We start from the raw sequence: 16,590 nt of genomic DNA, 5'->3' as shown, positions 1-16,590 counted from the left end.
TAAAGAAAGCCGGCACGGTGTGCCCTCGCATTGCGAGGTGCGATGCAACTCGCGCGCGCGATGTACAGTCAAAGTTGCTCGAACGAGAGACAGCGCGCATACAGGCGCCTGTTATCGCATTAACATCGTGAGATGGAGCACACTCTGGTCACTACCGTTCAACATCACCCGGCGAACCGGGTCGGCCGGGATTTTGTCATCGGCGACCTGCACGGTTGCGTCGACGCGTTGCGCTATCTGTTGCGCGAGATCGTGTTCGACCCCGCGCGCGATCGTCTGTTTTCCGTCGGTGATCTGGTCGACCGCGGGATGCAATCGGAGGAGGCGCTCGCGCTGCTCGACAAACCGTGGTTCTACGCGGTGCTCGGCAATCATGAAGACACGTTGTGCGGCGTCGCCGAAGGGCGCTTGCGGCGCAAGTGGTGGTACGACATCGGCGGACAGTGGGGCGAAGCCTTGTCCGACGAAAGATTGCGCGATTACGCGCAGCGGCTGCGCTTGCTGCCGCTCGTGCGCGTGGTGGGAAGCGGGAGCGAACGCTTCAATATTCTGCATGCCGAGTTTTTCGGCAGCGACGCGGATCTCGATCGCGGCGACTTTTCGAACCCGGTTCGCCAGCGTCTTTTATGGGGACGCGACCTCGCATTGGGCAACTACGATTCGGCGCGCGTGCGCGGCCTGTCGCGCACTTATTGCGGGCACACGCCGGTGCGCGACGTGGTGGAAGTCGGTGCGCAAATGTTTATCGACACCGGCGCATTCGGCCCGGGCGGCAGGTTGTCGATCGTCGAAGCGCGCACCGGGCAGCACGCATCGGTGAGTGTCGAAGTTGCGCGAGCCGAAGGGGCGGCGGCGTTTGCGTTGCCTTGATGGGTGACAGACGGGTGACGGATGGGTGTCGCGCCGCCGGCACATCGCACGATGGGCGGCGGTCGCGCGGGGTGTGTCGCAATCTGCTGGCGCGAGCGGTTCGGTCAGGCGCTGCGGCGACAGTCAGTCGAGCGCATGGGCTTGTCACGTGCATGTGCTCGCCGCGTCGCGTTAGCCGATCTGGTTCAGTTCGAACACCACGTCGATCGTGCTGCCATTCCAGTTGTATTCGAGGTACGCCGCGTGATGGCAATCGCGCAACAGCCTCGTGCGGAATGCGGCGAGACATTCGCCGCCGGCGTCACGCACCGACGGGTACACGATGCCGGGCGCACCCGCCGCGCGCGCGGCGCGACCGAGCGCCTGCCCGGCGCTGTAGTCGCTTGGTGATAGCACGGCCGGATCGAAGCGCGCGGGCGCGCCGGGCGCATCTGGCGCGTGCTTCCCGCCCGCATCACGCGCGGTATCACGGCCGGCGCTGGCCGCGCCTGCGCCTGGCGTGCCGCCGCGCAAATCCACGACATCGCCTTCAGCCAGCACCGTGTAGAGCCGCATCTGTTGACGCAGCGGCGGCTCCTGAGTGGCCGCCAGAAATAGCGTGGCGTGATAGCGCGTTTCCGCGATCGCGGTCGCGCGCGACGCCGCGCAATAAAACACGCCGTACGTCCCGTCCGAGAACCGGCTGCCGAGCGGATTCAGATGCGTGAATGCCGCCATGATCGGCCCCCAGCCGGGACCGAAGCGGCGCTCGTCGCGCGGCACGAGATCGAGCTCGCCGACTTCGGTGCGCAACCGGTCGTTGGTCATCGCCTCGAGTGCGTAGAGCGCGTCGAAATCGTCAGGCGACGCGACCCGGTCGAACAGGTTCACCGCCGGAAAGCGCGTCGGCACGACGCGATATGCGGGTAACCAGGCGAGCGGCGACGCGGGCCAGCGTTCCTGCCATTGCAATTCCGTCACGCCCAGCCGCCTCGCATTGCATCGAGATACTGGCGCACCGCGACCAGATCGCTGATGTTGCCGGCGAGCAGCCGGTCCAGCGCGCGGCCGCCGCCGAACGGCGGCGCGCTGTTCGGGCGTTTGATCCAGGCATCCGCGGCGGCCGGTTGCGGCAGCAGGATTTGCAGCGACTTGTAGATGCCGAGCAGCAGCGACAGCCGCTCGAGCGTATCGCGCGCGAGCCGTGCGGTTTGCGGCTCAGCCTTCCATTTGAAGAACGTCGAGCGGCCAGGCGAGCCGAGCAGCACGATCTGCTCGTCGGTGCTCAGGTCCCAGTCGCGGGCGATATTGAAGAACGCGCGCAAACCCGCCGCCGACATGCTCGCAAGCGACGGTTCGGAGGGGTTGCGCCGCGACGGTCGGGCGGCGCCGGAAAGATGAGCGGCTGAAGACATGGGTAAGCCTTGGTAAAGTCCTCAAATGAACTTTATACCAATCTTAGTCTATATGTGGATTTATGCAAGGACGATCGTTCTCTATTGCGGCATGGCGAGTTCGCCGGTGATGAGCCGCAAGGTTTCGAGCGAGTGCGGGTCGCGTATGCGCGAATACAGCGCCACGGTCGACTCCGGCAACGGCGGCAAGGCAAGCCGCGCGCCGACTTCGACCAGGCTGCGCGCCGGCAAGCCGGCCGCCTATCGCGAGGCGCTGGCGCAGGGCATCCAGCGGGCGCTGGTCGACACGTTCAACGTGCCGGAGGACGACAGCTTCATGACGATCACCGAGCTCGATCCGGTGAACTTCATCTTCAATCGCCGCTATCCTGGCGTCGCCCGCAGCGACGACTTCGTGCTGATCCAGATCACGGTGTCCAACACGCGCACGCAGCAGCAGAAGAAGGCGCTGTACCGGCAGATCGCCGACTCGCTCGCCGCGGACCCCGGCGTGCGGCATGAGGACGTGTTTGTCAATCTCGTCGAGGTGCGGAAGGAGGACTGGTCGTTCGGCAACGGGCTCGCGCAATACGCGATGTCGTAGCGGTGGCCTGCCGCCGTGACGGCGCCGTCACGCGATCGTGTCGATGATGCCGCCGTCGACGCGCAGCGCCGCGCCGGTAGTCGCCGATGCCTGTGGCGAACAGATGTACACGACCATATTCGCGACTTCTTCCGGCATCGCCACGCGACGGATGATCGACGTGGCGCGGCTGGTTTCGACGAACTCGTCGGCGGCCTGCTCGATCGACTTGTGTTCTTTGTCCGCGGTTGCTTGCAGCATGTCGCGCACGCCGTTGGTCAGCGTCGGGCCGGGCAGCACCGAATTCACCGTGACGCCGCTTTTCGCCGCGAATTTCGCAATGCCGCGTGCAATCGACAGCTGTGCCGTCTTCGTGAAGCCGTAGGCGAGCATGTCCGCCGGAATGTTCAGCCCCGACTCCGATGAAACGAACACGACGCGCCCCCAGCGGCGCTCCATCATGCCTCTCAGGTACGCGCGGGTCATGCGCACGCCGGACATCACGTTGACCTGGAAGTAGTGCTCCCATTCGTCGTCGCCGGTCGCGAAGATATCGCTCGGGCCGTAGATGCCGAGGTTGTTGACCAGAATGTCCGCACCCGGCACCGCCTTCAGGAATGCATCGCAGCCGGCGCGGCTGCCGAGGTCCGCGATGACGCCGCGCACATTCGCGCCGGACACATTGGCGCGGATGGTTTCGAGCGCCTGGTCGACGGCATGCGGATTGCGGCCGTTGACGACTGTCGCGGCGCCGGACGCGGCAAGACCGGTCGCGATCGCGAGGCCGATGCCCGTTGTCGATCCGCTCACCACTGCGGTTTTGCCGGAAAGGTCGATTTGCATGGGTGTCGTCTCCTTTTTCGAATTGGGTTAGGCGTTGTGCGCGATGCATTTGATGTATGTCACGCTCACTGCTTCGATCGACTAAATTCATTCTATGCCCGACGTACGCTGTTTGTCAGAATGCACCTGCAGCGCGGCGTGACGGTCCCGCTGCCGCGCGTGTACCATCGGTGACGCATCGAGGGCGGCTGCCCTCATCGTCGCCGCGCCTGGAGACTTCATGCTTCGTGTGCTGGAAATCGTGCTGGATCTTCCAGAGCCCACCGTTCTCGCGTGGCTCGACCAACGCGGGCAGTTGCCCGAGCACATCGATACCGCGCTTGCGGAAGCGCTCGATACGCTGCCGGGCTGCGAGCGCGTCGGCGATGACGCGACGCCGCGCACGCTGTGCGGCTTCGACAGCCGGCGCAAGCTGAGCCGCGCCGGCTGGCGCGTGATAACTGAAACGTCGGAGCGCGGCCGGCGAGCGATCGCATCGCACGAGGAATCGCCCGCACCGGGCGTGACGGTTCGCAGCGTAGTCTGCGATGTCGCGCTTGCGCCCGACGTGCCGCTCGAAGCAGCGTTCGACGATGCGCCTGATGCGCTCACGCAGGTGCTCGCCGACGCGGACGAACTGACGACGGTCGCGACGCTCGAAAGCCGTCGCCGGATGCAATGGCGGCGCCAGAGCGCGCGCGGCGTGGCAGTCGATGTCACGCTGGATACGGCGCGCTGCATCCGCGCGGACACCGATCCGGCGCTGACGCTGCGCGAACTGCGCGTCACTACGCATTGGCCCGACGACGAGGACGACGGCAACGACTACGCGGCGGCCGACCGGGCAGTGGACGCCGCGGTGGATTTGATCTCCGGCTCCGCGGCACAAGCGGCGGGCGCGGACGCTTCGCCCGCGCCAATCGTCCCGACCACCGAAACCGCGCTGGCCGCGCTCTTCGAGACCGCGAACGAACTCGTGCGCGCGTTGCCGGCTTTTCCGGTGCTTTGTGACGCACTCGATCGTGCGTGCCGTCTCGACGTGCCGCGCGACAACGCGCCGGTGCGCGCGCAACCGGTCGATTTCGACGGTGTACGGACGCCGCATCGGGCGCTGCTTGCGATCGAACGCAACATCGCGGTTCAATGGTTCGGCAATGAAGCAGCGGTGCGCGATACGCCGGATGTCGAGCTCATTCACCAGTTGCGTGTCGCGCAGCGCCGCCTGAAGACCGCGACCAGGATCTTTCCCGCATGGACCGACGCTGCATGGACCGCGCGCGTCGAGCCGCGCCTCAAATGGCTGAGCGATCTGCTCGGCGAAGCGCGCGACTGGGACGTCTTCACCGATTCGACGCTACCCGCGCTTGCGCAAGCGGATGTCGACGCGGCAGCGTGGCAGGCGACGCGCGCCGCGGCCGACGCGCGGCGTCTTGGCGCGCGCGCGCAGGTTCAGCAGGCGTTGCGCTCGTCCGCTTATGCGGAGCTCGTGCTGGCATGGCTCGAATGGATCAGCGATCTCGCGGTGCGCGGCACGCCCGAGGCGGTGCGCGGCCGCTCGTTGCGCGGCTACGTGAAAAAGCGCGTCGCGAAGCACTATAAGCGCGTGACGCGCGACACGAAGCTGACCGCGCTCGACGAAGCGAAGCGTCATCGGGTGCGCATTCACGCGAAGAGGCTGCGCTATACGCTCGAATTTTTCGAGCCGATCGTGTCGCACAAGACGCGTCGCGAGGTCGCGAAGACCTTGTCGCGTATCCAGAGCGTGCTCGGCGACGGCAACGACGCGGCCGTTGCGCTGCGTTTTCTCGAGCAACTCGATGTCGCGCCATATCAGGTCGGCTTTGCGCGCGGCTGGTGCGAAGCACTGAAGCGTCTTACCGCGAAGGAGGGCGAGCGCTTGCTTGCCGAGCTGCGCAAGCCGAAGATCGTGAGCGGCGGTGCGGGCTGAACATCGGGCAAGCGCCGCTATAATCCGTCAATCTTCAATCTCGTTGCATAGACAACCATGACCTCATCCGCAGACCAGCCGGACCGCGAGCCGCTCGGGCTTGCCGGTTCGCTGTGGTTCAAATCGGGCGAGCAGACGCTTGGTGGCGCGTCGCGCATCGCGCTGCTCGCCGCGATCCACGCAACCGGCTCGATCACCGGCGCGGCGAAAGCGGTCGGCATGAGCTACAAGGCCGCATGGGATGCGGTCGACACAATGAATAACCTCGCGGGTGAACCGCTCGTCGTGCGTTCGACTGGCGGCAAGGGCGGCGGCGGCACGACGCTGACGCCGCGCGCGTTGGCGTTGATCGACACGTTTCGCGCGGTCGATCGCGAGCACGGCAAGTTTCTCGAACGCGCGAGCGCGGCGATCGAAAACTTTGCCGGCGATTGGGCGTTGATCGGCCGGATCGGCATGAAAACGAGCGCGCGCAATCAGTTGTACGGCAAGGTGGTGTCCGTGCAGCGCGGCACGGTAAACGACGAGGTTGCGCTTGCGCTGCCGGGCGGCCAGCAGATCGTTTCCGTGCTGACGCATGAAAGTACCGAGACGCTCGGGCTGGCGGAAGGCGTTGAAGCGTTCGCGCTCGTCAAGGCATCGTGGGTAATTCTGCTTGTCGACGACGGCGGCGCGCCGATGCAACTGTCCGCGCGCAATCAGTTGCGCGGCACGGTGTCCGCGGTGACGCGCGGTGCGGTAAACGCGGAAGTGTCGGTCGCGCTCGATGCGACCACGGTGGTGACGGCGGTCATCACCAACGAGAGCGTCGACAGGCTGGGTCTTGCCGACGGACAGCCGGTGGTCGCGGCGTTCAAGTCGTCGAGCGTGATTCTTGGCGTGACGCAGTGAGCGCGGACTGGATTGCGCGAACGTCATGCGCTGCATCGATGCGGTCGCGCGGCGGCGCGTTGGCATAGCGTGCGTGCGTGCGCTTCGCGTCGCGCTCAGCGGTCAGATTGCGCTGCGCAGATAGCCGGGAAACGGCAACTGCTCGCGCACGCCGCCGTCATAAATCTGCACCACCTGATCGCCGAACGAAGCGACATCGTCGGGATCGTGCGTGATCAGCAGCGTCGGGATGTCGAGGCGCGCCTGCAGGTCCGATAATTCGCGGCGCATGCGTTCGCGCAGCGGGCCATCGAGCGCCGAGAACGGCTCGTCGAGCAGCAGCAGCCGCGGCTTTGCCACCAGTGCGCGGGCGAGCGCGACGCGCTGCTTCTGTCCGCCCGACAGCTGTGCCGGGTGATTGCCCGCGACGCCGCGCAAGTCGAGCGCATCGAGCCAGTAATCGAGTTCCGCATGCGCGATGCGCCGCCGCGGATTCAGCCAGCCGCCATGCAGTCCGAACGCGATGTTCTGACGCACGTTCAGGTGCGGAAACAGCGCGTAATCCTGAAACAGATACGCGAGCTTGCGCGTTTGCGGCGTCGCATCGATGCCGCGCGCGCTGTCGAAGAGCGTATCGCCGTTCAGCACGATGGCGCCATCGTCGGGGCGCAGCAAACCCGCGATGGCCTGCAGCGTCAGACTCTTGCCCGCGCCGGACGGGCCGAACAGCACGACGCGCTGCGACGTCGTGGTGAACGACACGTTCAGCGTGAAGCGGCGCTCCGCGCTCGTCAGCGTTTTGCGGATGTCGACGGAAAGCGGCATATCAGCGGGACGTCATCAGCGAATGTTGCGGCACGAGGCGGCCGGCGAGCAGCAGGATCGCGACGCAGGTCACGGACGTGACCAGCACGAGGACGTTCGCGGTGCGGTCGTCGCCGGCCTGGACTGCCGCGTAGACGGCCACCGATAGCGTCTGCGTGCGCCCCGGCAGATTGCCGGCAATCATCAGCGTCGCGCCGAACTCGCCGAGCGCGCGCGCGAAGGCGAGTAGCGTGCCGGCAAGAATGCCGCGCATCGCGAGCGGCAAGGTCACGCGAAAGAAGATCGCGGCCTCGCTCACGCCGAGCGTGCGCGCCGCGCGTTCCAGTTGCGGGTCGACCGATTCGAACGCCGCGCGCGCCGACTTCAGCACCAGCGGAAATGCGACCACCATCGATGCGATGACCGCCCCTTGCCACGTGAATACCAGCTGGATGCCGAGCCGGTCGAGCCACGCGCCCAGCACGCCGCGCCGGCCGAGCAGCACCAGCAGGTAGTAGCCGAGCACGGTCGGCGGCATCACGAGCGGCAGCGTCAGCAGCGAATCGACGACGTCGCGCGCACCCGAGCGCCAGCGCGCGAGCGCGAGGCCGGTGGCGACGCCGAAGATGAAGTCGAGCACGGTTGCCCAGCCCGCGACTTTCAGCGACAGCAGCAACGGGATCCACGCGTGTTCCATATCATTCCAGAGGCGGTTCGAGGCTCGACGCGTCGCGGCGCGCGACTACGCGAGGTTCATGCGCGGCGCGGCTCGCGCTCACTGCGCGGTCGCGGGCTTGAATCCGTATTTCGCCAGCACCGCTTGACCCGCCGGCGACAGTACGAAGTTGATAAACGCCTGCGCATCCGCCGCATGATGGCTGCCTTCGACCTGCGCGATCGGATACGTGATCGGCGTTTGGGTCGGCACTGTCAACGCGATCTTCACGCGCTCCGGCATGATGGCCGCGTCGGTGCCGAACACGAAGCCCGCGTCGACTTCGCCGCGCGACACGTAATCGAGGCTCTGCCGCACATTGGTTGCGAGCACACCTTTCGCGCTGACCGCATCCCAGACGCCCGCCGCTTTCAGCGCGCCTTCCGTATAGCGGCCGACCGGCACCGAGGCCGGGTCGCCGTATGCGACGCGCTTGACGCTCGCCGCGCTCAGCTCGTTGAGCGTTGCCGGCGCGAAGCGGCTGTCGGACGGCACGATCAGCACCAGCGAGTTCGCCGCGAAATCCTTGCGCGTCGCGGACACGATCACCTTCTCCGCGGCCGCCTTGTCCATCGCCTTCTGGTCCGCGGAAGCGAACACGTCGGCCGGCGCGCCGTTCGCGATCTGCTGCATCAGCACGTCGGACGCGCCGAAATTGAACAGCACCTTCGTGCCCGGATGCTGCTTCTCGAACGCTTCGCCGACCGCCTTGAACGCGTTGGTCAGACTGGCGGCGGCGGACACGATCAGATCGTCTGCGCGAGCTTGCGCGCTGAAGGCGAACGCGACGGCGGCGGCGACGAGCGCGTGCCTGAAGAGGCGGGGGAGCAGGGTCATGGAGGTCGGTGTCGGATAGAGATTGGGAAAGCGAAATGAAACGCTATCGTAATATATTCACGGATATAACGATCGGCAATCTTGCGCTTCAGCGGCGCGCCACAAGGGCGGGTGACGTGCTCGAGCGGCGAGTCGATTCAGACGGACATCGTGCGCGGTGGGGCAAATGAATGCGTGCGCGACAGCGGCGCGCGGATCACATGACTGCTGTGTTCGTGTGCGGCCTTCCAGCGCGCGCGCACGAACGGCCGCGTGTGGCCGGACACCTTCAGCGCGATATGCTCGACCCAGCGGTGCGTCGGGATATGGACGGTGTGGAACGCGGCGATCAGCACCACGAGGCTCATCATGACCGGCAACGCCGATAGCGGGTGGCGGCCTGGCGCGGTATGCCACGCGAGGCGGACGAACAGCAACGCGGTCGCCGCGCCCATCAGGCAGCCGGCGATGGCTTCCGACGGCGAATGCGCTTCGACCACCACGCGTGAAAAGCTGATCGCAATGCCGACCCCCAACCCTGCGGCGATGCCCGCGATACGGGCTCTCGACTGTGCGGGCAACAGAACCAGGAAACACGCGACCGGATAGATCGCGGTCGACATCATCGCGTGGCCGCTCAGTCCGGTGAAATCCCAGTCGGGCACGCCGATGCCCCAGCCAAGGAACGCGAGTTTGGTCACGATCACGACCGATGCGGCACCGGCGATCAACGCCAGCCAGCCGAGCGCGACGCGCGACGAGTAACCGACCGCCAGCCAGAGCGCGATCGCGAGCGTCAGCGGCAGCGTCACGCTGGCGCCGCCGAGGCTGCTGGTCACGTACCAGAAATGGAGCGGCAGGTCGGGCATGGCAAAAAACAACAGATGTCGGATGAGCGGGATACGAACCGGGGCGGCAGGCCGGGCTGAATGGGCAGCAGGCTCGTGGCGAACGCGTATTTTATAAGTATAAAAACGCCAGATCGTCAGGTATGTACGACGCCGCGCCAGGACGCTCACATGTTATATGGCGCGTGTAGCCTGAACTCCTCGCCCACTGGTCGTATTCCTGTAAACGGGCCGGGCGCGTTTCCGGCCGACAGCATCGCAGCGGGATTGATGTTATTGTGCAACGCACAAGAGCCCTTGTTTAGGCATACACCGATCCTTTTTGCGAGGTAATTCATGGCAAAAAGTCTGACAAAAATATGGCTCGGCGGCCTGAAACGGTTGATCGCCATCCAGAAAGAGCATGCACGCGCCACGTCGAAGCGCACGTCCGCGCGGCCGCTGCGGGCGACGTCGACGCGGCCGCCGGTCAAGATTCGCAAAACCGCGGCGACGCGCGATGCGCAGCATCCCGGCCTGCGCGAGTCGCGCGTGCGGCCGCGCGCGGCCGCCTGGGCGAGCGGTTCGTGGACGCGCTCGTTTCACTCGGCGCCGGCCGCCCCGGGCCGGCTTGTGAATCACCTGCAGTACGGCCTTTACCTGCCCACCGGCAAGCCGCAGCTCGGCGCGCCGCTGGTGGTGATGCTGCACGGCTGCAAGCAGACTATCGACGAATTTGCCGAAGGCACGCGCATGAATCTGCTCGCCGACCGTTTCGGCTTTGCGGTCGTCTACCCGGAGCAGTCGAAGCACGTGCATGCACACCGCTGCTGGCACTGGTATGACGATTCGGATAGCGCGGGCGGCGCGGAAGTGCGCGCGGTCGTATCGCTTGTCGACGCGCTCGTCGCCGAGCACGGCTTCGATGCAGAACGCGTTTATGTCGCGGGATTGTCGGCCGGCGCGGGCCTCGCGTCGCTGCTCGCGCTCCGCTATCCGGAGCGCTTCGCAGCGGTGGCGTTGCATTCCGGGCCGGCGTTCGGCGAGGCGCACTCGGGCATCTCCGCGATGGACGTGATGCGGCGCGGCGCGCGCCAGGATCCGGTCGCGCTGGTCGATCGCGCCGCCGACATGGATGTCTACCCCGGCATGCCGGCGATCATCATGCAAGGCGAGGGCGATCACGTCGTCGCGCCGGTCAACGCCGATCAACTGACGACGCAGTTTTTGCGGCTCAACGGTCTGATCGACGCAAGCGGCGCGCGCAAAGCCGGCGAAGTGAAAGAAGAGCGCAAGGCGGCTGCGTTGACACGAGACTACGTGCGCGGCGGGCGGCGTGTCGTGCGCCTGTGCCGCGTGCAGGGACTGGGCCACGCGTGGAGCGGCGGTGACGACGCGGTGCCGTTTCATTCGTCGAGCGGGCCGGATGCGAGCAGCCTGGTGTGGGAGTTTTTCAGATATCAGCGCCGCAGCCCGGCACCTGAGACCGTGGGCAAGGCGGCATTCCGGCTGTAACCCGGTTTCTGTGGTTGTTAAAGAAAAGCTGGTGTTGTCCTAGGGTTTTCCCTATAATGCGGAGCAACAACTAAGGGTTATCCCTTAACTCCATACTTTTAGGGGTTGAACCATGTACCTGCTGAGCCGCCTTTTCCTGTTCCTGACCAAGTCTTCCGACGAAATCTCCAGAGAGCGTAACGACGCTTACCTCGCGGAAGCGACCGATCTGTACGATCTCGAATTCCGCATGCGCAAGATCGACCGTGAAGCGCAGCGCCGTCAACCGGCGTGGATGAGCCAGCAATAAGCGTGGTTTAGCGTCTGGCGGTGGCAGCACGCTTTGGCGTGATGCGCCGCCAGTCGAGCGCCGCGCGCTGCCGCCGTGGCGCGCGACCTTGCCCCAGCCGGCTCTCCTGTCCGTTCCCGGCGCACGCTCGTATCTGCCGCCGCGTTGGACTAACGTCTCGCCTCGCGCCTGTCAGGCCGAAGTATCCCGAAGCGCGCTAGCGTCGATTGCCGCGCCTGAGCGTGATCCACAATCGGCCGCGGATAGTTTTCTCCCAGCATCACACCCCATTGCGCTAGCTCTGCGTCGTTCGCGAGCCACGGCGCGTGGATCCATTTCGGCGGCACCTTTTCCAGCTGCGGCAGGTAGCGTTTGATGAAACGCCCCTGCGGGTCGAATTTCTCCGATTGCGTGACCGGATTGAAAATCCGGAACCACGGCTGCGCATCGCATCCGGTCGATGCCGCCCATTGCCAGTTGCCGTTGTTGGCCGAGAAGTCGAAGTCGTTCAGCAGATCGGCGAAGTAGCGTTCGCCGAGGCGCCAGTCGAGGCCCAGATCCTTCACCAGAAAACTTGCCACCACCATGCGCAGACGGTTGTGCATATAACCGGTCGCATTGATTTGCAGCATCGCGGCATCCACCAGCGGGTAGCCGGTGCGTCCTTCGCGCCATGCGGCAAAGGCGGCATCGGCCTCACGGCCGCGCTCCCAGCGCAGCGCGTCGAATTCCGCCTTGAACGGTGCGCCGCTGGCGAGGTGCGGATGGTGCGCGAGGATCATGAAGAAGAAGTCACGCCAGATCAGCTCTCCCAGCCAGGTTGCCGCGCCCTTCCCATCAGGTTGCAGCGATCGCTCGTACGCGGGCCGCGCCAGCGTGCGAACCGATACCGTGCCGAAGCGCAGATGCACGGACAGATGGCTCGGCCCGGCGGCCGCCGGGTAGTCGCGACGCTCCGCGTAGCTGTCGATGCGCGTCAGAAAGTCTTCGAGCAGATGCTGCGCGCCGCTCATGCCGGGCGGCAACTTCAGATCGGCCAGATTGCTGCGCGCGAAGCCCAACTGTTCGAGCGACGGCAGGCCGTGGTCCAGTTCCGCGGGCGGCTTCGCGAGACTCGCCGCGTAACGTTCGACCGGATAGGGCTTGAGGTCGAACGGTGTCAGCTGCTTGAGCCAAGCGTTGCGGTACGGCGTAAAGACCGTGAACGGCTTGCGCTGGCCCGTCAGCAATTCGTTGCGCTCGAATATGGCCTGATCCTTGAACGTGACCAATTCGCGCCGCGCGTTTCGCAGCCGTTCGGCAACGGCCTCATCGCGCGCGATCGCCGATGGCTCGTAGTCGTGGTTCGTGAAGACCGCGTCGACTTTCAGATGCTCCGCGAGATGCGGGATCAGGTCGTGTGGAGCGCCATGCGCGACGATCAGTCCGCCGCCGCCGTCGCGCAGTGAACGGTCCAGTTCGGACAGCGACACCAGGATGAAATCGATGCGCCGGTCCTGCGGCATAGCCTTCGGTTGCTGCTCGCGCGCGCGATCGATCAGCGGTTGCAGGATCGTCGTATCGAATATGAACACGCACCAGACGCGCCGGCAGTGCTTGAGCGCGTAATAGAGCGCGGCATTGTCGCCGCTGCGCAAGTCCCGGCGAAACCACATCAGGCCGTGGTCGTACGAGGTATCGAGTTGTCGCGCTTCGGTCATGGCGATTGGGCTCGGGTGAGGACGATGGGATCGGTCGACGAACGTTCATGAGCGGCGCTTCGCTGCAGTCAGCGTGGCGTCGACGCAGCGCCTGTCTTTTGCGTCACATCGGATGGACGCAAAAACAGCGCCCGCTCGTGCGCCGAAGCACGGGCGGGCGCCATGCGGCGGCGCCGGCGCCGATGCCTGCAGCACTGTTACACGCACGTTGCTTGAAGATGCCGGGTGGCATAGCGATCGTCGCCGACCTGACATGCTACGAGCGGGCGGCGTAGAAACCCGCCGTGTACAAACACGCCGTGTACAAACGAAATGGCGAACGGGTCGGGCGACACACGCGCTGGCTCAACCGCCGAGGGCTGCAAGCCACAACGCTCAACCGCGTTCAAGCTGTTCGTTGAGCGTACCGCGCAAGCGCATCAGGTCTTCGCGCAGGCGTACGAGGAATTCATGCGGTTGCCGCGTCGCGCAAGAGATTTCCGTGGGAACGTCACGCGCCGCGCGTTTGAGCGACGCACCGGCTTTCGTCAGGCGCACGTACACGAGCCGCTCGTCATCGACGCCGCGCATCCGCTCGACGTAACCTTGCGCTTCGAGGCGCTTGAGCAGCGGCGTGATGGTCGCTGAATCGAGGTTCAGCCGCGCCGCGATGTCCTTGACCGCCATATCGTCGCTTTCCCACAGCACGAGCATCGCGAGATATTGCGGATAGGTGAGGCCGAGCTTGTCGAGCAACGGTTTATAGGTTTTCGTCATCGCAAGCGACGTCGAATAAAGTGCAAAGCACAACTGCGCGTCGAGCGTGAGCGGTAAGACGGTGCGCTGGGTCATGATTGCGTCTCGATGTGGAACCTGCAGGAGCGCGCGAACCGATTGCGTGCAAATCATTGTGCCGCAATTGCCTGACGCCGGCGAGCCGAACCGCGGCGCCGGCCGTGGACGCGGGCGGCGGCAAACGTCGGCGGATTGGAAGGGGATGCGATGAGTAGACCGGCGCGCGGATCAGACCACGGGCGGCGGCGCGGCGGGTTGCTCGGGTGCCTGGATGCCGAAGCAGCCGCGATAAGTCGCGTAGAACGAGCAGTAGAGCATCGTCATCACGATGATCGATGCGGGCATCAGCACGATCAGCGCGAGGTCGCCGGCGCCGATTGCCTGCAACAGCGCCGACAGGCCGAGCGACACGGTGATCTCGACCGCGAACCAGAGCGCGCCGTACACGACGAACGCGCCACGGTTGCGCCAGCAACTGACGATGCTGAAGAACATCGCCTTGACCGGCGGCACATCGTGCCACGCAGATAGCACCGGCGAGAACCAGAACAGCATCGAGACCGGCACGTAGAACGCGAGCGCCGTGAGAACGGCGAGCGGCAGGTTGCTGTTCGCGAGCGTGTCCTGCTGCATGCCTTCGCCGCTCAGCATCAGGCGCAGCAGCACGCCGCCGTCGGCGAGTGCGGAGCCCGCCAGCACGAGCGCCATCGCCACGATATACAGGGCGCCCAACAGCAGCAGACGCCGCGAGACCGCCGAGCCATACGAGCGAAAGCCATCGACGAGGATGGTCGGAAATACCGGCTTGCCGGCAATCGTGTCGCGGCAGGCGGCCATAAAGCCGACCGCGACGCCGGGAATCAGCACGAGCGGCAGCACACCGCCGATCACCGGGATCAGCGAGATCAGCGTCATCCCGAGCAGGTACGCGAAGAACAGCGTCAGGAAGGCGAGCGGGTTCTTGCGGAACAGCCAGATGCCCTGCCGGAACCATACATAGCCGGACTTCGCGGGAACTTCGATCAGTTGCATGAGGTATGAATGCCAGGGAGTGCGACGCCTTGCAGGCGTTCGCGAAGAATGCGCTCGAAATGACCAGGGTCGTGCGGTGTCAGCAGCTCGGCCGCGCGCGGCATATGGAAATCATACAGGCGCGACACCCAGAAGCGGTACGCGCCCGCACGCAGCATATCGCTCCAGTGGCGATTCTCCTCGGGGGTGAACGGGCGGACGGTCTGGTACGCGCGCAGCAACGCGTCGGCGCGCGCGTCGTCGAGGCGGCCGGTCGGCAGGTCGACGCACCAGTCGTTGACGGTGACCGCGACGTCGAAGAGCCATTTGTCGCAGCCGGCGAAATAGAAATCGAAGAAGCCGCCGAGGCGTACCTCATGACCGGTGTCCGGCGCCGCATGCGCGAACAGCGCGTTGTCGCGGAACAGGTCGCAGTGGCACGGGCCGCCGGGCATCGCCGCATAGTCGGCGGATGAGAAGAACGCGTGTTGATGCGCGAGCTCATCGGTCAGCAGCGCGCGCTGCGCGTCGTCGACGTACGGCAGCAGCGCCGGCACCGTTTCCTGCCACCACGGCAGGCTGCGCAGATTCGGCTGATGCTGCGCGAAGTCGCGGCCCGCAAGGTGCATGCGCGCGAGCATCTGCCCGACCTCGACGCAATGCTCGACGCCGGGCACAAGTTGCGGCGCGCCTTCGAGCTTCGTGACGATTGCCGCCGGCTTGCCGTGCAACAGGCCGAACAGCGCGCCGTCGTCGCGCGGCACCGGGTCCGGCACCGGCACGCGATGCGCGGCGAGGTGCCGCATCAGATCCAGATAGAACGGCAACTGACGGTCGGTCAGCTTTTCGAAGATCGTAAGGACGTATTCACCACGGGTCGTGGTGAGAAAGAAATTACTGTTTTCAATGCCGGACGTGATGCCGCGAAATTCGACGACCTCGCCGAGATCGTAGTGACGCAGCCATTGTGCGAGTTGGGCTTCGGTGACAGCGGTGAAGACGGCCATGCGGAAAACATCGGTCGGGTTGGTCGGCTGGCGCCGTCGGGCCGCCAGTGGGCGAATCGGGGATTACAAACTGGATACGTGCGCGCGCGTGGGGACGCGGATCATGCGTGGCCGTGCGCCCGGCCGGCCGGTTCAACAGCGCGGTTCATCAGCGCGGCTCATCCGGCACGGTTCAACAGTGCGGGTGAACCGGCGCTGGGCGCAGCTTTACATGCATCGTTCGTTCAGTAGTTCAGGTGCACGGACGGCAAGCGCGTGGTCGGGCGCGCGCTGTCGTGCACTTGCGGCGACGTGTCGGTCGGCACGCTCATCTGATAGCGCGTGCCGAAGTTCGAACGCACATCGATCTCGACAGGCTTGCCGCGGTCGCGATATTCGGTGATCTCGGTGCCGTTGGGGCTGCGTTCATAGAAGCTCGGCGTGCGCGGCACGTTGATCTCGACCTTCGAGCTGACTTCCGCCGCCGGACGGTTGATCGCGTCCAGGTCCGGCAGGCCGGCCCGCTCGTTGGCGGACATCGTGGCCGTCGGGGCTGGCTGCAGCGCGGGCGCCTGCTGGTCGGCCGCGGGCTGCGCGGCGAGCGCGGCGCCTGACACGGCAAAGGCCAGCGCGACGGCGGCGGGAAGGAGCGGCTTCATGAGGATTCTCCGAAAGGGTGACGCGATTCTAACAAATCCGGTTCGGCCG

General features: G+C 65.6%; 18 protein-coding genes. 6 read left to right on the top strand and 12 right to left on the bottom strand.

Annotated elements, in window-relative coordinates:
* Positions 1–132 precede the first annotated feature (132 nt).
* On the top strand, positions 133–870 hold the full coding sequence (locus HV675_RS13340) for a metallophosphoesterase (RefSeq protein WP_175111388.1): 738 nt from the start codon (positions 133–135) through the stop codon (positions 868–870).
* A 171-nt stretch (positions 871–1,041) separates the two neighbouring features.
* Here the strand turns inward: HV675_RS13340 and HV675_RS13335 are convergent, their stop codons facing one another.
* Positions 1,042–1,830, bottom strand: coding sequence for an RES family NAD+ phosphorylase (locus HV675_RS13335; RefSeq protein WP_175111387.1), 789 nt, complete (start codon positions 1,828–1,830; stop codon positions 1,042–1,044).
* Complete coding sequence (locus HV675_RS13330; RefSeq protein ID WP_377700608.1) at positions 1,827–2,189, bottom strand: MbcA/ParS/Xre antitoxin family protein; 363 nt, start codon at positions 2,187–2,189, stop codon at positions 1,827–1,829. Before HV675_RS13330 ends, HV675_RS13335 begins: the two co-directional genes overlap by 4 nt.
* Before the next feature lie 220 nt (positions 2,190–2,409).
* On the opposite strand from HV675_RS13330, the gene HV675_RS13325 reads away from it, so the two are divergent.
* Positions 2,410–2,847 carry a tautomerase family protein gene (locus tag HV675_RS13325; protein WP_175111426.1) on the top strand — a complete coding sequence of 146 codons (438 nt, stop codon included), beginning with the start codon at positions 2,410–2,412 and terminating at the stop codon, positions 2,845–2,847.
* Between the two features lie 27 nt (positions 2,848–2,874).
* On the opposite strand, the gene HV675_RS13320 is transcribed toward HV675_RS13325, so the two are convergent.
* Positions 2,875–3,669, bottom strand: coding sequence for an SDR family NAD(P)-dependent oxidoreductase (locus HV675_RS13320; protein WP_175111385.1), 795 nt, complete (start codon positions 3,667–3,669; stop codon positions 2,875–2,877).
* Positions 3,670–3,889: 220 nt separating this feature from the next.
* Between HV675_RS13320 and HV675_RS13315 the strand changes: the two genes are divergently transcribed.
* The gene (locus tag HV675_RS13315) at positions 3,890–5,596 is read left to right on the top strand and encodes a CHAD domain-containing protein (protein WP_175111384.1); all 1,707 of its coding nucleotides are present in this window, start codon (positions 3,890–3,892) and stop codon (positions 5,594–5,596) included.
* A gap of 57 nt (positions 5,597–5,653) precedes the next feature.
* On the top strand, positions 5,654–6,487 hold the full coding sequence (locus tag HV675_RS13310; RefSeq protein WP_175111383.1) for a TOBE domain-containing protein: 834 nt from the start codon (positions 5,654–5,656) through the stop codon (positions 6,485–6,487).
* Between the two features lie 102 nt (positions 6,488–6,589).
* On the opposite strand, the gene HV675_RS13305 is transcribed toward HV675_RS13310, so the two are convergent.
* The 4 genes from HV675_RS13305 to HV675_RS13290 all read right to left on the bottom strand — a co-directional run bounded on the left by HV675_RS13305 (position 6,590) and on the right by HV675_RS13290 (position 9,670).
* Entirely contained in the window at positions 6,590–7,291 is a 702-nt protein-coding gene (locus HV675_RS13305; RefSeq protein WP_175111382.1) for an ATP-binding cassette domain-containing protein, read from the bottom strand.
* Position 7,292: 1 nt separating this feature from the next.
* A complete protein-coding gene (gene modB, locus HV675_RS13300; protein WP_175111381.1) occupies positions 7,293–7,967 on the bottom strand; it encodes a molybdate ABC transporter permease subunit in 675 nt (224 codons plus the stop codon).
* Between the two features lie 78 nt (positions 7,968–8,045).
* A complete protein-coding gene (modA, locus tag HV675_RS13295; protein ID WP_175111380.1) occupies positions 8,046–8,822 on the bottom strand; it encodes a molybdate ABC transporter substrate-binding protein in 777 nt (258 codons plus the stop codon).
* A gap of 137 nt (positions 8,823–8,959) precedes the next feature.
* Complete coding sequence (locus HV675_RS13290) at positions 8,960–9,670, bottom strand: phosphatase PAP2 family protein (protein ID WP_175111379.1); 711 nt, start codon at positions 9,668–9,670, stop codon at positions 8,960–8,962.
* 315 nt (positions 9,671–9,985) lie between these two features.
* Between HV675_RS13290 and HV675_RS13285 the strand changes: the two genes are divergently transcribed.
* Together HV675_RS13285 and HV675_RS13280 are read left to right on the top strand one after the other, a co-directional pair.
* Positions 9,986–11,143 (top strand): extracellular catalytic domain type 1 short-chain-length polyhydroxyalkanoate depolymerase, encoded by a 1,158-nt coding sequence (locus tag HV675_RS13285; protein WP_175111378.1) that lies wholly within the window; start codon positions 9,986–9,988, stop codon positions 11,141–11,143.
* Positions 11,144–11,255: 112 nt separating this feature from the next.
* A complete protein-coding gene (locus tag HV675_RS13280) occupies positions 11,256–11,432 on the top strand; it encodes a DUF3563 family protein (RefSeq protein WP_175111377.1) in 177 nt (58 codons plus the stop codon).
* 149 nt (positions 11,433–11,581) lie between these two features.
* On the opposite strand, the gene HV675_RS13275 is transcribed toward HV675_RS13280, so the two are convergent.
* From HV675_RS13275 to HV675_RS13255, 5 genes are all read right to left on the bottom strand, one after another.
* Positions 11,582–13,111, bottom strand: a complete 1,530-nt coding sequence (locus HV675_RS13275) for a cryptochrome/photolyase family protein (RefSeq protein ID WP_175111376.1) — start codon at positions 13,109–13,111, stop codon at positions 11,582–11,584.
* A 375-nt stretch (positions 13,112–13,486) separates the two neighbouring features.
* Positions 13,487–13,942, bottom strand: a complete 456-nt coding sequence (locus HV675_RS13270; RefSeq protein ID WP_175111375.1) for a MarR family winged helix-turn-helix transcriptional regulator — start codon at positions 13,940–13,942, stop codon at positions 13,487–13,489.
* A 171-nt stretch (positions 13,943–14,113) separates the two neighbouring features.
* Positions 14,114–14,917 carry a BPSS1780 family membrane protein gene (locus HV675_RS13265; protein ID WP_175111374.1) on the bottom strand — a complete coding sequence of 268 codons (804 nt, stop codon included), beginning with the start codon at positions 14,915–14,917 and terminating at the stop codon, positions 14,114–14,116.
* Positions 14,908–15,903, bottom strand: a complete 996-nt coding sequence (locus HV675_RS13260) for a homoserine kinase (RefSeq protein ID WP_175111373.1) — start codon at positions 15,901–15,903, stop codon at positions 14,908–14,910. The genes HV675_RS13265 and HV675_RS13260 overlap by 10 nt, the downstream gene beginning before the upstream one ends.
* A 224-nt stretch (positions 15,904–16,127) precedes the next feature.
* Positions 16,128–16,541 (bottom strand): hypothetical protein, encoded by a 414-nt coding sequence (locus HV675_RS13255; protein ID WP_175111372.1) that lies wholly within the window; start codon positions 16,539–16,541, stop codon positions 16,128–16,130.
* Positions 16,542–16,590: the final 49 nt, after the last annotated feature.

It is taken from the genome of Paraburkholderia solisilvae (assembly GCF_902859875.1).
Lineage (GTDB): Bacteria > Pseudomonadota > Gammaproteobacteria > Burkholderiales > Burkholderiaceae > Paraburkholderia > Paraburkholderia solisilvae.
The sequence above is the reverse complement of the archived record's forward strand: the minus strand, read 5'-3'. Positions and strand labels throughout refer to the sequence as shown.

Coding starts and splice junctions, on each gene's coding strand:
- HV675_RS13340 (WP_175111388.1), top strand. CDS start 133: ATGGAGCACACTCTGGTCACTACCGTTCAACATCACCCGGCGAACCGG.
- HV675_RS13330 (WP_377700608.1), bottom strand. CDS start 2,189: ATGTCGGCGGCGGGTTTGCGCGCGTTCTTCAATATCGCCCGCGACTGG.
- HV675_RS13325 (WP_175111426.1), top strand. CDS start 2,410: ATGCGCGAATACAGCGCCACGGTCGACTCCGGCAACGGCGGCAAGGCA.
- HV675_RS13320 (WP_175111385.1), bottom strand. CDS start 3,669: ATGCAAATCGACCTTTCCGGCAAAACCGCAGTGGTGAGCGGATCGACA.
- HV675_RS13315 (WP_175111384.1), top strand. CDS start 3,890: ATGCTTCGTGTGCTGGAAATCGTGCTGGATCTTCCAGAGCCCACCGTT.
- HV675_RS13310 (WP_175111383.1), top strand. CDS start 5,654: ATGACCTCATCCGCAGACCAGCCGGACCGCGAGCCGCTCGGGCTTGCC.
- HV675_RS13305 (WP_175111382.1), bottom strand. CDS start 7,291: ATGCCGCTTTCCGTCGACATCCGCAAAACGCTGACGAGCGCGGAGCGC.
- modB (WP_175111381.1), bottom strand. CDS start 7,967: ATGGAACACGCGTGGATCCCGTTGCTGCTGTCGCTGAAAGTCGCGGGC.
- modA (WP_175111380.1), bottom strand. CDS start 8,822: ATGACCCTGCTCCCCCGCCTCTTCAGGCACGCGCTCGTCGCCGCCGCC.
- HV675_RS13290 (WP_175111379.1), bottom strand. CDS start 9,670: ATGCCCGACCTGCCGCTCCATTTCTGGTACGTGACCAGCAGCCTCGGC.
- HV675_RS13285 (WP_175111378.1), top strand. CDS start 9,986: ATGGCAAAAAGTCTGACAAAAATATGGCTCGGCGGCCTGAAACGGTTG.
- HV675_RS13280 (WP_175111377.1), top strand. CDS start 11,256: ATGTACCTGCTGAGCCGCCTTTTCCTGTTCCTGACCAAGTCTTCCGAC.
- HV675_RS13275 (WP_175111376.1), bottom strand. CDS start 13,111: ATGACCGAAGCGCGACAACTCGATACCTCGTACGACCACGGCCTGATG.
- HV675_RS13270 (WP_175111375.1), bottom strand. CDS start 13,942: ATGACCCAGCGCACCGTCTTACCGCTCACGCTCGACGCGCAGTTGTGC.
- HV675_RS13265 (WP_175111374.1), bottom strand. CDS start 14,917: ATGCAACTGATCGAAGTTCCCGCGAAGTCCGGCTATGTATGGTTCCGG.
- HV675_RS13260 (WP_175111373.1), bottom strand. CDS start 15,903: ATGGCCGTCTTCACCGCTGTCACCGAAGCCCAACTCGCACAATGGCTG.
- HV675_RS13255 (WP_175111372.1), bottom strand. CDS start 16,541: ATGAAGCCGCTCCTTCCCGCCGCCGTCGCGCTGGCCTTTGCCGTGTCA.